We start from the raw sequence: 13,070 nt of genomic DNA, 5'->3' as shown, positions 1-13,070 counted from the left end.
TGTCACCCGGCTGTTTGAGGACCGGAATCCGGGCAACCCGAGGGGAAGAGCGATCCGTCACCCACGGTGCCGTGTCGTGTACGACGAGCCCTGGCCCAGCCGAGCCGGAACAGGAAGGCAGTCATGTCCACCGTACTGATCGTCGCAGCCCTGACCGTGGCCCTTGTGAGTGTGGTGGCCGCTGTCCTGTACGCGGGACTCGGCAGGAGGGGAGGCGGACGCGGCAGGAGGAGCGGACGCGGCGGACTGAAGCGCCGGTTCGGCCCCGAGTACGAGCGCGTCCTCGCCCGGCACGACGGTGACTCCAAGGCCGCCGAGCGTGAACTGGCCGCACGGGTCGAGCGCCACGGCGGCCTGCGCCCGCGCACGCTCGCCGGGGAACGGCGCGAACAGTACGTGGCCCACTGGGCCGGTCTCCAGGAGCGCTTCGTCGACTCCCCGCGTGAAGCGGTCACCGGGGCCGACGAGTTGATGGTCCGGCTGGCCGAGGAGCGCGGCTACCCGGCCGGCGAGCGCCGCGACGACCAGTTCGACGCCCTCTCCGTCCATCTTCCGCATGAGGTGGACGGATACCGGGTGCTGCGTCACATGGCCGGGGACGAGGGGCGCGCCGCGAGTACGGAGGAGCTGCGCGAGGCGATCGTCGGCGCGCGTGCGCTCTTCGAACGGCTGATCCTCGCCCACGCCGAGGACGGCGCGGTGGACCGCCCCCGGCGCGTCGGCCGCGACCGCGACCTCCTGCGGAGCTGACGCGGAGGCCGACGGCAACAGACTCGGAGGCGGCGGGCAAGGGACGGCCCGCCGCCTCCGTCCTCGTGTTCCCGGGGCCCGGTCGCCCGGACCGGGTCAGTCGAGCACGCGGGCGAGCGCGAAGCCGTCGTACCCCTTGGTGCCCACCGTCTGCACCGCGGTCGCCGACAGCCGCGGGTGCTCCGCCATCAGTTCGATCGCGCGCCGCGTGCCCAGCACGGCGGCGTCGGTGCTGTCCGCGTCGGCGACCGCCCCGTTCCGTACGACGTTGTCGACGATGATCAGGCTGCCGGGACGCGCGAGCTTCAGCGCCCACTCCACATAGTGCGGATTGTTCTTCTTGTCCGCGTCGATGAAGACGAGATCGAAGGGGCCCGCGTCCTCGGCCGCGAGAACGGGCAGCGACTCCAGCGCGGGTCCTGTCCTGACCTCGGCGATCTTGTCGAGGCCCGCGTGCGCGAGATTGGCGCGGGCCACCTCCGCGTGGGCGGGGTCGTACTCCAGCGAGATCAGCTTTCCGTCCTCCGGCAGCGCGCGGGCCAGCCAGATGGTGCTGTAGCCGCCGAGCGTGCCGATTTCGAGGATCCTGCGCGCGCCCTGGACGCGGGCCAGCAGGTGCAGCAACTTGCCCTCGTTCGGGGCGACGCTGATGGCGGGCAGACCGGCCGCCTCGCTCGCGGCGAGGGCGGCGGTGAGCGCTTCGTCGGCGGGTACGAGCTGATCGGTGAAGTAGCGCTCGACCGCGTTCCACTGCTCCTGGGACATAGGGGCCTTTCGTCGGTGCGGGAGGTGACCGGGTCCGGAGTCCGGAGTCCGGAGTCCGGAGACCGGAGACCGGAGATGGGGACGGGAGATAGGGGACAGGGACAGCGGACTCATTGTCCGTCGTCGGCCCGTCTCGTTGTCCCCGCAAGTCCGGAAATCATGGGCGTCAGGACAAAACATGGATGACAGTCAGGCGAAGAGGGGGTTGCCTGAGTCTTCCCGACGGGGCAGTGCGAGGCTCTATGCCTCAGGGACGGCGTTATCGGACGGGAGGGTCGGCGCGGCGTGGTGAATGCGGAGCACAGCGTGCACGGCGGTGCGGCGGCGGGTACGGCGGGAACCGGTTTCGGTGCGGCCCGCGCGGCTCTCTGGCTGGTCGTCGCCGTACTGGCGGTCAGACAGGCGGCGGCGGTGCTCCGGCATCCGCCCGGTGAACGGCTGACCGATCTGGAGACCTGGATCGGTGAGAACGGTGTGCTGCATGTGACGGGCTCGCTGTACGACACCGGGAGGTTCACCGGAACACCGTTCGCCGGCCTCGTGCTCAAACCGCTGGCGCGCTCGGCCGAACAGAGCCTCGGGATCGCGTGGACCTTCGGGACGCTCCTCCTGGTCGTCGCCCTCGGCCTCGTCGCGGCCCGTGCTCTCCCCGGCCGGGTGTCGCGCCGTACAGGACTGCTGGCCGCGCCGGTCGCGATCAGTCTGCTGATGCTGTCGCTGCCCGTACGCAACAGCTTCTCGCTCGGGCAGACCAGCATCATCCCCGTCCTGCTGGTGCTGCTCGGCTGCTTCGTCGCCCGGGGCGAGCGCGCCTCCGGTGTGCTGACAGGCATCGGCGCGGCGCTCCAGCCCGCCATACTGCTCTTCGTACCGCTGCTCTGGCTGACCGGCCGCAAGCGCGCCGCCGTGACCACGACCGGGGTCTTCGCCGCCGGTACGGCGGTGGCGTGGCTCGCGATGCCGGGCGACTCCTGGGCGTACTGGTTCCACCATGTGGCGGGGGCGGGCCTCGGTGAGCGTCCCGACAGTCTCGCCAACCAGTCCCTGCACGGCGCGCTGCTCAGGATCGGCCTCGAAGGGCCCCTGGAAGTGGCGCTGTTCGCCGTGCTGGCCGCGGCCGTCGTCTTCCTGGGGCTGCGGCGCGCGGTCCGTTACGCGCGGGACGGGCAGCTGCTGCTGGCCGTCGCGCTGACCGGCTGTGTCGCGATCGCCGTCTCGCCGACCGCCTGGCAGCACCAGTTGCTGTGGGTGCTGCCCGCACTGGTCGGCCGGGTCGGTATCCGGGCCAGGGACCGGCTGGTGTGGCCGGCGGTGGTGGTGCTGGTGATGACGCTGCCGGGGAAGATGCTCCTGCCGAACGTGGGCGTGCTCGTGCCCCTGCGGGAGAACGCCCCCCTGGTCGCGGCACTCGCGGCGGCCTGCGCGGTGCCGTTCCTGACCCGTACCGCGCCGTCGTTCGACAAGCCCGTCCCGAACGAGTACGCGCGCCCCGTGCCCGCGCGCTGGGCCCGGATCCCGCTGGTGCCGTTCTGGAGACGGCTGTTCAGCCGGCCGAACCTGCTGCTCGAAGTGCTCGCCATCCGCGTCGGTTTCTCCGTCTACACCCAGATCCGGCTCGCCGCGACGGGCGGTCGCGAGACCGCCGAGGAACACGGCCGGCAGATCCTCTCGGTCGAGCGGGCGCTCGGGATCGACATCGAGCGCTGGGTCAACCACACGGTCGTGGAGGTGAGGTGGGCCGAGAGCTTCTTCAACTTCTACTACTCGTCGTTCCACTTCCTGGTGCCGCTGGCGATCCTCGGCGTGCTCTACGCGCGCCGCCCGGCGGACTACCGCTGGGCGCGCTCCTCGCTCGCCTTCGCCACGGTGCTCGCGCTGGCCGGCTTCTGGCTCTATCCGCTGGCGCCGCCGCGGCTGATGCCCGGCCTCGGCTTCATCGACACCGCGCACGGCCCGCAGGATCTGACCAACCCCGACTACGGGGCGCTGACCTCGCTCACCAACCAGTACGCGGCGATGCCCTCGCTGCACTTCGGCTGGTCGCTGTGGTGCGGCGTGGTGATCGTCGTCCTGGCGCCGAAGGGGTGGATGAAACTGCTCGGGGTGCTCCACCCGCTCTTCACGGTGTGCGCGATCGTCGCCACCGCCAACCACTGGGTGCTCGACGCGGTGGGCGGCGCGGCGGTGGTGGGGGCCGGCTTCGGGCTGACGTATCTGCTGGCGGGCCCCCGGAAGCTGCTGCCACGGGCGACGGCGCCCGCGAAGGCGGATCCGTTCCCGGAGGGGGAGGGACGCGCCGGACGCGTCGGTACGAGTGGTACGAGTGGTACGAGTGGTACGGACGACGGCGCGGAGCGGCGGGCCCCGGCCGGCTGAGGCCCCTGGCCGGGGACCGTGCCGAGCGCGCGAGCGCGCGCACCGGGCTCAGGCCCCGGCCGCCGGGTCCTCGAACCGCGCCTCCGCCTCGAACGCGGCCCGGCGCGTCGCCCTCCGCAGCGCCTTGAGCACCGTCGCGCCGATCGTCAGGGTCAGGACGACCGTCAGCGCCGCCCGGCCCAGGTCCCAGCCGAACGACGTCGCCGCGCAGTACGCCAGGAAGCGCGCCAGATTGTCGTGGACCGGATCGCCCGGCTGGAAGGAGACACCGGACGAGAGCCCGCCGAGATAGGTCCACCCCTGGAGGTTCATGACCGTGCCGTACGCGAACGCCGCGCACGCCCCGTACAGCGCCAGCATCAGCAACTCGGCGCGGCCCCGCAGCCGGTCGGGGCCCGGCAGCAGTCCGGCGCCCATGGTGAACCAGCCCATCGCCAGCATCTGGAACGGCATCCAGGGCCCGACCCCGCCGGTGAGCAGCGCGGACGCGAACATCGTGACCGAGCCGAGTACGAAGCCGAACCCCGGTCCGAGGACCCGGCCGCTCAGCACCATCAGGAAGAACATCGGCTCAAGTCCCGCCGTACCGGCCCCCAGTGGCCGCAGCGCCGCCCCGACGGCGGCCAGCACCCCCAGCATCGCCACGGCCTTCGCGTCCAGCCCGGAATCGGCGATCGTCGCGACGACGACGCCGACGAGGAGCGGGAGCAGCGCGGCGAAGAGCCACGGCGCGTCCTGGGAGTGCGCGAGTCCGGACGCGCGGTCGGCGAGCAGCGGCCAGCCGAAGGCGACCACCCCGATCGCGCCGATGAGAGCGAGCGCGCAGACCGCGCGAGGGCCGAGCCGTACGGCACGCGCCCGGGGCGTGCGGGCGCGGGGCGTGCCAGGGCGTGGAGTACGGGCCCGGGAGGCGCGGGCCCAAGGTGTGCGGGTCCGGGGCGTGCCCGGCCCGGGGACCGGCGGCGTCATTCCGTCCCCTCCGTTTCCCGGGCCGAAGCCTCCGCCGGCCCCGGGGCACCAGAAGCCCCTGTGGCCTCCGGGCCCTCGGAGGCCGTCGCCGCCAGCGCCGTACGGACCTGAGTCACCGTCAGCCACTCCCGTGGCGCCATGACCTTCGCCACCTGCGGCGCGAAGGCCGGCGACGAGACCACCACTTGGGCCGTCGGGCCGTCCGCCACGATCTCGCCGTCGGCCAGGATCACCACCCGGTGCGCCAGCTCCGCGGCCAGCTCCACGTCGTGGGTCGCCAGGACGATCGCGTGCCCCTCGGCCGCCAGCGCGCGCAGCACCCCGACGAGACGGGCCTTCGCCGCGTAGTCCAGGCCGCGCGTCGGCTCGTCCAGGAGCAGCAGCGGCGGCCGTCCGGTCAGGACGACCGCGAGGGCCAGCGCCAGCCGCTGCCCCTCGGACAGATCGCGCGGATGCGTCGCGTCCGCGACCTCGGGCAGCAGCTCATGGACGAGTGCGCGGCACCTGCCGGGCGCCGCGCCCGCGTCGCCGTCCGCCGCCGCGCACTCCGCCGCGACCGTGTCGGCGTACAGCAGATCGCGCGGTTCCTGCGGTACGAGACCGACGTGCCGGATCAGTTCGCCCGGCGGGGTGCGGTGCGGGGCGCGGTCGCCGACGAGGACGGATCCGGCGGCCGGCGCGACCATCCCGACCAGGGTGGACAGGAGCGTGGACTTGCCCGCGCCGTTACGGCCCATCAGCGCGACGGTCTCGCCGGGCGCGACGGTCAGCGACACCTCGCGCAGCGCTTCGGTCCGGCCGCGCCGCACGGCGAGACCGGTCACGACGGCGAGCGGGCCGGTGCGGTCGGGGGCGCTCTCCGGCTCCGCCGTCACACGGCGGCGCAGGAGTCTGCCGAGCGGGGTACGGGGGGCCGTCGCCGCCGGGGGAGCGACCGTCCCCGTACCCCCCACCGGCTCGGGCTCCCGTCCCGCCAGCCGCTCCCGCAGACCCGCCGCCCTGCGCCGCGCGTCCCGTACGGACAGGGGCAGCGGCCGCCAGCCGGCCAGCCGGCCCAGCGCCACCACCGGCGGATACACCGGCGACACCGCCATGATCCGCTCCGGGTCCCCGACGACCGGGGGCTGTCCCGGGCCCGGCAGCAGGATGACCTGGTCCGCGTACTGCACCACCCGCTCCAGCCGGTGTTCGGCGAGCAGGACCGTCGTACCGAGATCGTGCACCAGCCGTTGCAGCACGGCGAGGACCTCCTCGGCCGCCGCCGGGTCGAGCGCCGACGTCGGTTCGTCGAGCACCAGCACCCTGGGGTGCGGGGTCAGTACGGAACCGATCGCGACGCGCTGCCGCTGCCCGCCCGAGAGCGTGCTGATCGGCCGGTCGCGCAGCTCGGCCAGGCCCAGCAGGTCGAGCGTCTCCTCGACGCGGCGCCGCATCACATCCGGCGCCAGACCCAGCGACTCCATGCCGTACGCCAGCTCGTCCTCGACGGTGTCGGTGACGAAGTGCGCCAGCGGGTCCTGGCCCACGGTGCCGACCAGATCGGCGAGTTCGCGCGGCTTGTGGGTACGGGTGTCCCGGCCGCCGACGGTCACGCGGCCACGCAGCAGACCGCCGGTGAAGTGCGGGACGAGCCCGGACACCGTCCCCAGCAAAGTCGACTTGCCGACTCCGGAGGGGCCGACGAGCAGGACGAGTTCGCCCTCGGGCACGGTGAGATCGACCCCCGCTATCGCGGGCGACCGGGCATCGCCGTACGTCACCGACACCTGCTCGAACCGGATCACGGCGCCGACTTTCTCTGTGCGGGAGGTTCCGCGGGGGAGGGGGTGGGTACGGGCGCGACGAACGCGGGCAGCAGCCCGAGCAGCGTCCCCGCCGCGGGCCAGAGGGGCAGCACCGGCGCCACCAGCGGGACGACACCGGGGTGCAGCGCCGCGGGATCGACGGCCCCCGCCCGGATCATCAGCGCCGCCACGGCCGCGCCCGACCCGGCCACCAGCCAGGCGCGGACGCCCCAGCGGTCGGGGCGGTAGCGGGTACGGACCGAGCGCCGGCCGCCGAGCCGCAGCCCGGCCAGCGCGGCGGCGAGCCCGGCGGCCAGCAGCGGCAGCCCGTAGCCCGCGCCCTCGGCGGCGAGCAGCGCGTACGAACCGGCGCAGACGCCCAGCAGCCCGCCGAGCGTGAGCGCGGTGGTGGTGTGCCGTACGGCGCGCGGCACCTCGGCCGTACGCCCGTAGCCGCGGGCGTCCATCGACGCCGCGACCGCCACCGAACGCTCCAACGCGCCCTCCAGAACCGGCAGTCCGATCTGGAGCACCGCCCGGACGCCGCCGGTGGGCCGGCCGCGCAGCCTGCGGGCGGTACGCAGCCGCCCGACGTCGGCGACCATGTTCGGCGCGAAGGTCATGGCGACGACGACGGCGACCCCGGCCTCGTACAGCGCGCCCGGCAGCGACTTGAGGAGCCGGGCCGGGCTGGCGAGCGCGTTCGCCGCGCCCACGCAGATCAGCAGCGTGGCCAGCTTCGCGCCGTCGTGCAGCGCGAAGACCAGCTGCTCGGCCGTCACCCGGCCACCGATCCGTACCCCCGCCGCCCAGTCGGGGAGCGGTACTTCGGGCAGGGTGACGAGGAGGCGTTCACCGGGGACGGGAGAGCCGAGGACGACCGAGAAGAGCAGCCTGATGACGATCACGGCGAGCCCCAGCTTGATGAACGCGCCGTACGAACGGGCCCAGGGCGCGTCGGTACGGCGGGCCGCCACCACATAGCCCGCGACCCCGACCAGCAGGCCGAGCAGCAGCGGGTTGGTCGTACGGGACGCGGCGACGGCCAGCCCGAGGGCCCAGAGCCACCAGGCCCCGGCGTGCAGGGCGTTGGAGCGGTTCGCCCCGGGCGCGCGGAGCGACGGCGCGCGGAGCGGAGGCGACAGGCGGGAGGCGGCTGCGCCCCGACGTGGGGTGTGGCTCATCGCGCAGGACTCATCTCGTACCGCTCATGGCGCTCATCCGCGCCGACGGCGGGCCTGCCGAAGACCGGCGGCGGCGAGGACGACCACGGCGGCGGCTCCGGCGAAGAGTCCGGCCGACGGACCGCCGCCGCCTTCTCCGTCACTCGTACCGCCCGCCGCCGGCGCGGACGTCCGCGTGGTCGTTCCGGAAGGCTCCGGCGTTCCGGAGGGATCCCGCGGCGCCCCGCCGCCCGCCACCTGCTCGCCGCAGCCCGACGCCGGATATCCGGAGATGGCGCAGAGCAGCGCCTCGCTGTTGTAGCGCAGCGGCTTCGCGACCGCCGCCAGCGCCTCCGCGCTTGTCGCGTCCTCGCCCACCCGGGCGCACTCCGCCCGGAGCGCGGGCGGCTGCTCCCCGTCCGGGGCGTCGGCGCCCGTACCGGAGTCGATGACGACGGCGATCCGCTTGTGGCCGTCCCGCGCGGGGGTGCCCTCGCACACCGCCGCGAAGTCCGGTGTCCCGCGCGGCCGGTCCGCGTCCGCGCTGTCCGCGCTCACCGCGAAGCGGAAGCCGTTGACCGCGCCGTCGGCGGGCCGCGCCGTCGCCGGGCCCTGGCTCGCGTACGTCCACTTCGCGCCGTCGCTCTCCCAGAACGACCAGTAGCGGTAACCGGCCGCCTGGGACGTCCCCGCCCCGGCGACGACGGCGCCGAGGGCGAGAACCACCAGACAGACGACGGTACGGAGACCTACCGGGGCGGAGGCGGCGGAGGCACGGGCGCGTATCACGGCCGGGCGGTCTTTCCGCGGACACTGATCCGGAAGCCGATGTAGCCGGCCACGACCAGCCCGATCACGATGAGCCACAGGACGGCGCGGCCGCCCTCGTCGACGCTCGTGCTCGCCGCTGCGGCGGGCGAGGCCGGTACGGCGATGGCCTTCGGCGCGGGGCCGGTCGCGTTCAGCCGCTCCACGAGGTCGATCCCGCCGAAGTTGCGCGGATCGGTGTCCGTGGCGTGGGCGGCCAGGATCAACTGCGCGTAGGCGGCCGGGCCGTTCTCCTGCGCCCAGGCGCCGCTGTTCTGCTTCAGCCACTCCAGCGCCCGGTTGGCCTGGTCCCCGTAACCGGTGGCCGTCAGGGACACGACCGCTTCCGCCGTGTTCCCGAAATCGGGCAGCGGCGCGCTGTCGTCGGCGCCGGGCATCGGCGGCTGGTCGAGATGGCCGGTGGCCGCGAGGACGGACGCCAGATAGGCGGCGCCGTTACGGGCCGCGCGCTCCGGCGAGAGGTCGGCCTCGGGGACACAGGACGGCGCGGGGCCCGCCTTCACGGGACCGCTCACCAGCCGCTTGCCGACCCCGGCGAGCACGGCCGCGGCGGTGGCGTCGTCGTTGGCGGACAGCTTCCCGGCCGCGTCCGGCTGGTAGGCGAAGGCACCGGCGTCCGCGCCCGACGCGGTGCCGCACGGGATCGACAGCCCCACCAGCGCGTCGTAGGCGTTCTTCCCCTCGGCGGACCGTACCGACGAGGGCCGTACCCCGGCCACGGTCATCGCGCCGATCACCAGCGAGGTGGAGTTGGCGTCGCTCGGGGTGCCGGGGGTGTAGCTCCAGCCGCCGTCCTTGTTCTGTACGGACCGCAGCCAGGCGATGCCCCTGGTCATGGCCGGCCGCTGCCCGCCGAGAGAGGAGAGCGCCTGGATGGCCGCCGAGGTGGAGTTGGAGTCGACCGCCGTCTTCGCGTCGCAGGGCCTGGCGGGATCGGGACGGTACGCGGGGAACGCGCCGTTGGCGCACTGCTGGCCCTTCAGCCAGGCCACCGCCTGGTTCGCGGGCCGGACATGCGCCGCGAACTGGCCCAGCATCGCGAGCGACTGCCGCCAGACCCCGTCGTACGTCGGGTCCTTGTCGCCGTACAGGCCCGGCGGGAGCTTCACAGGCGCGGGCGCGGCCGGAGACGGCTCGGCCGGTGAGGGAGCGGGCGCCGGATCGGCGGACGGGGACGCGCCGGGGGCGGCCGGCACATCGCCCCCCGCGACGGCGGCCGGAGCGAGCGCCACACAGAGCACGGCGGATGCGGCGAGCGCCGCTGCGCAGCGGCGAACGGTGGTCATGGCGGGCGGGGCCTCTCCTGCGGGAGCCGGGCGCGGGCACACCAGCGGCCCCTCCCGGCAGCGTATTCCTCGACGATGCCGGCCACCGGCGGCTTCCGATGGCACGAGCCGGTCACGACCGCGTACGGGGCATTCCGGCTCGCCGCCGGGGAAGGCGGCTCACGGCTGCGGGTCAGCGCCGGTTTCGCACCGGCTTCCCCCCATACGGGCATGATGACGACTCGCCCACTCTACCGGCCTCCGTTCCCCCTTCCCCGGCAGGATGCCCGGGGAGCGGCCCTCGCGGACGGCCCGGTGTTCCCGGCGCCGCGCCCGGCCCGATGCCCGAGACGCGACCTGTTCTCCGACAACCAGGTTAAATCCGGCGAACAGTCGGGAAACACTTGTCATTTGGTGGCCGCGGAGTCTTGTTGCGGCTCTGTCTACGCGCGTATCTTGAGCCGACTTTCAGGGTTCTCATACTTCGTGCGCTTCTCATACGTCTCGTGTGTCTCGCACGTCTCCCACACATCACGTTCGCAAGGAAGAGCTGACCGTGTCCCCATCCATACCCCCGGCCCTGCGTGGCCGGCGTGCCAAGGCGATCGCCGTGGCGCTCCCCGTCGGCCTGGCCGGATCGCTCATCGTGCTGCCGTTCACTGCTCAGGCGACGCCGTCCCCGGACGCCGTCATCTCCGAGGTCTACGGCGGCGGCGGGAACTCCGGTGCCACTCTGACCAGCGACTTCATCGAGCTGGGCAACGCGGGTGACGGTCCCTTCGACCTCACCGGCTGGTCCGTCCAGTACCTGAGCGGCTCGCCGACCTCCAGCTCCAAGTGGCAGGTCACCGAGATCAAGGGCGCCATCCCCGCGGGTGGCAGCTATCTCGTCGAGGAGGCCAAGGGCTCCGGCGGCGACACCCCGCTGCCCACCGCCGACGCGACCGGCACCATCGCCATGTCGGCGAGCAGCGGCACCGTCGCGCTCGTCCGCTCCACCACCCCGCTGACCTGCCTGACCGCGGCGGACTGCGCGGCCGACACGACCATCAAGGACCTGGTCGGCTTCGGCACCGCCACCGTCCGGGAGGCCTCGCCCGCCACCGGCGCCGACAACACCCACTCGGTGGCCCGCAACGCGACGCTCACCGACACGGACACCAACTCCGCCGACTTCAGCGGCGCGACGCCGGCGCCGCGCAACAGCGCGGGCGCGGGCGACGGCGGCGGCGAGCCGACTCCCACCCCCTCGCCCACCAACACCACCCCCGGCGAGCTGCGGATCCACGACATCCAGGGCACCACCCGGATCTCCCCGCAGGCGGGGAAGACCGTCACCAACGTGCCGGGCGTGGTCACCGCGATCCGCGCCACCGGCTCCTCGCGCGGCTTCTGGATCCAGGACACCGCGCCGGACAAGGACCCGGCCACCAGCGAGGGCGTGTTCGTCTTCACCGGCTCGGCCACCCCGCAGGTCAAGGTCGGCGACTCGGTCCTGGTCACCGCCAAGGTCACCGAGTACTACCCGGGCGGCCAGAGCTCGGGCGCCCAGTCCGTCACCGAGCTGACCGGCGCGACGACCGTCGTGCTCTCCTCCGGCACCCCGCTGCCGGCGGCCGAGGTGATCGACTCCAGGACGCTGCCCGAGACGTACGCGCCGAAGGTGAAGGGGCTCAGCATCGAGCCGCTCGCGCTGAATCCCGGCAGATACGCCCTGGACTGGTTCGAGTCCCGTGAGGGCATGCTGATCCGGATCGGCGACAGCCGGGTCGTGGGCGCCTCCAACACGTACGGCGAGACGTGGGTCACCACCAAGCCCAAGCAGAACCCGACCCCGCGCGGCGGCACCGTCTACCCCTCGTACGACGAGGTGAACTCGGGCCGTCTGCTGGTCACTTCGCTGACCGGCGAGAAGCCCGGGGCCAACGTGGGCGACACCCTGACCGGTACGACCGCCGGTCCGCTGGACTACTCCGGCTACGGCGGATACGGCCTTCAGGCGAGCACCCTGGGCAAGGTCAAGTCCGGCGGTCTCAAGCCGGAGGTGGCGAAGAAGGGCAAGGCCGACGAGCTGTCGGTCGCCACGTACAACGTCGAGAACCTCGACCCGACCGACCCGCAGGCCAAGTTCGACCGGCTGGCCGAGGGCGTCGTCAAGAACCTCGCCACCCCGGACATCGTGAGCCTGGAGGAGATCCAGGACGACAACGGCGCCAAGGACGACGGCACGGTCACCGCGGGCGAGACCCTCGCGCGGTTCGTCGCCGCGATCCAGGCGGCGGGCGGCCCGGCGTACGACTGGCGCTCCGTCGACCCGGCGGACAAGACCGACGGCGGTGAGCCGGGCGGCAACATCCGTAACGTCTTCCTCTTCAACCCGAAGCGGGTCGGCTTCGTGGACCGGCCCGGCGGCGACGCCACCACCGCCACCGAGGTCGTGACCACCGGCAAGCACGGCAAGGACATCACGCTGTCCGTGTCCCCGGGCCGGATCAACCCGGCCTCGGACGCCTGGAAGAGCAGCCGCAAGCCGCTGGTCGGCGAGTTCACCTTCCGCGGCGAGCAGGTCTTCGTGATCGGCAACCACTTCAACTCCAAGGGCGGCGACCAGCCGACGCACGGCGTCTTCCAGCCGCCGACCCTCGGCTCCGAGACCCAGCGCCTGTCCCAGGCGACGGAGGTCCACGACTTCGTCTCCGGCCTGCTCGCCAAGGACAAGAAGGCCAAGGTCGTCGTCCTCGGCGACCTGAACGACTACCAGTTCTCGAAGCCGCTCACCACCCTCACCCGGGGCGGCGTCCTCATCGACCTGATGGACAAGCTGCCGGAGAACGAGCGCTACAGCTACGTCTACGACGGCAACTCGCAGACCCTGGACCACATCCTGGTCAGCCCCGCCATCAAGAAGCCCGACTACGACGTGGTGCACATCAACGCGGAGTTCGCCGACCAGGCGAGCGACCACGACCCGCAGGTCGTCCGCATCAAGTGAGCCGCATCAAGTGAGCCTCGTCGGGTGAACCCGGCCGGGTGAGCCGGCTCCGGCCGGACCGTGGGGGGGGGGGGGGGGGGGGGGTGGGCACAAGCGTGGTCTCCGCCTCCTCTCAGAAAAAGACGGGGGGAGGGAAGGGGGTGGGGAGGAAGGGAGGCCGAGGGGAAAAGGGTGTACG

9 protein-coding genes and 1 riboswitch are annotated in these 13,070 nt (G+C 73.2%); of the genes, 3 read left to right on the top strand and 6 right to left on the bottom strand.

The window, feature by feature from the left end; all coding sequences use genetic code 11:
• The first annotated feature begins 123 nt into the window (after positions 1-123).
• Positions 124-750 carry a hypothetical protein gene (locus ACZ7LS_RS02045; protein WP_382518374.1) on the top strand — a complete coding sequence of 209 codons (627 nt, stop codon included), beginning with the start codon at positions 124-126 and terminating at the stop codon, positions 748-750.
• A 96-nt stretch (positions 751-846) separates the two neighbouring features.
• Here ACZ7LS_RS02045 and ACZ7LS_RS02040 read toward each other — a convergent pair whose 3' ends face one another.
• On the bottom strand, positions 847-1,515 hold the full coding sequence (locus tag ACZ7LS_RS02040; protein ID WP_385130022.1) for an O-methyltransferase: 669 nt from the start codon (positions 1,513-1,515) through the stop codon (positions 847-849).
• A 285-nt stretch (positions 1,516-1,800) separates the two neighbouring features.
• Here ACZ7LS_RS02040 and ACZ7LS_RS02035 point away from each other — a divergent pair, with 285 nt between their 5' ends.
• Entirely contained in the window at positions 1,801-3,891 is a 2,091-nt protein-coding gene (locus ACZ7LS_RS02035; RefSeq protein WP_382872522.1) for a bifunctional glycosyltransferase 87/phosphatase PAP2 family protein, read from the top strand.
• Positions 3,892-3,939: 48 nt separating this feature from the next.
• On the opposite strand, the gene ACZ7LS_RS02030 is transcribed toward ACZ7LS_RS02035, so the two are convergent.
• The 5 genes from ACZ7LS_RS02030 to ACZ7LS_RS02010 are packed head-to-tail and all read right to left on the bottom strand — an operon-like array spanning position 3,940 to position 9,921.
• Positions 3,940-4,860, bottom strand: a complete 921-nt coding sequence (locus ACZ7LS_RS02030) for an ECF transporter S component (protein WP_385130024.1) — start codon at positions 4,858-4,860, stop codon at positions 3,940-3,942.
• Entirely contained in the window at positions 4,857-6,644 is a 1,788-nt protein-coding gene (locus ACZ7LS_RS02025; RefSeq protein WP_385130026.1) for an ABC transporter ATP-binding protein, read from the bottom strand. Before ACZ7LS_RS02025 ends, ACZ7LS_RS02030 begins: the two co-directional genes overlap by 4 nt.
• The gene (locus ACZ7LS_RS02020; RefSeq protein WP_385130028.1) at positions 6,641-7,828 is read right to left on the bottom strand and encodes an energy-coupling factor transporter transmembrane component T; all 1,188 of its coding nucleotides are present in this window, start codon (positions 7,826-7,828) and stop codon (positions 6,641-6,643) included. Before ACZ7LS_RS02020 ends, ACZ7LS_RS02025 begins: the two co-directional genes overlap by 4 nt.
• A 33-nt stretch (positions 7,829-7,861) precedes the next feature.
• Complete coding sequence (locus ACZ7LS_RS02015) at positions 7,862-8,596, bottom strand: SCO2322 family protein (RefSeq protein ID WP_382664277.1); 735 nt, start codon at positions 8,594-8,596, stop codon at positions 7,862-7,864.
• On the bottom strand, positions 8,593-9,921 hold the full coding sequence (locus tag ACZ7LS_RS02010) for a prenyltransferase/squalene oxidase repeat-containing protein (protein WP_385130030.1): 1,329 nt from the start codon (positions 9,919-9,921) through the stop codon (positions 8,593-8,595). The genes ACZ7LS_RS02015 and ACZ7LS_RS02010 overlap by 4 nt, the downstream gene beginning before the upstream one ends.
• 127 nt (positions 9,922-10,048) lie before the next feature.
• Positions 10,049-10,121, bottom strand: a riboswitch (cobalamin riboswitch).
• 335 nt (positions 10,122-10,456) lie between these two features.
• Here ACZ7LS_RS02010 and ACZ7LS_RS02005 point away from each other — a divergent pair.
• Positions 10,457-12,892 (top strand): lamin tail domain-containing protein, encoded by a 2,436-nt coding sequence (locus ACZ7LS_RS02005; RefSeq protein ID WP_385130032.1) that lies wholly within the window; start codon positions 10,457-10,459, stop codon positions 12,890-12,892.
• The last annotated feature ends 178 nt before the right edge of the window (positions 12,893-13,070 follow it).

The organism is Streptomyces sp. NPDC039430, assembly GCF_055639435.1.
The sequence above is the reverse complement of the archived record's forward strand: the minus strand, read 5'-3'. Positions and strand labels throughout refer to the sequence as shown.

What these genes read in the sequence shown, in the direction of transcription:
- ACZ7LS_RS02045 (WP_382518374.1), top strand. Translation starts at nt 124, where the DNA reads ATGTCCACCGTACTGATCGTCGCAGCCCTGACCGTGGCCCTTGTGAGT.
- ACZ7LS_RS02040 (WP_385130022.1), bottom strand. Translation starts at nt 1,515, where the DNA reads ATGTCCCAGGAGCAGTGGAACGCGGTCGAGCGCTACTTCACCGATCAG.
- ACZ7LS_RS02030 (WP_385130024.1), bottom strand. Translation starts at nt 4,860, where the DNA reads ATGACGCCGCCGGTCCCCGGGCCGGGCACGCCCCGGACCCGCACACCT.
- ACZ7LS_RS02020 (WP_385130028.1), bottom strand. Translation starts at nt 7,828, where the DNA reads ATGAGCCACACCCCACGTCGGGGCGCAGCCGCCTCCCGCCTGTCGCCT.
- ACZ7LS_RS02010 (WP_385130030.1), bottom strand. Translation starts at nt 9,921, where the DNA reads ATGACCACCGTTCGCCGCTGCGCAGCGGCGCTCGCCGCATCCGCCGTG.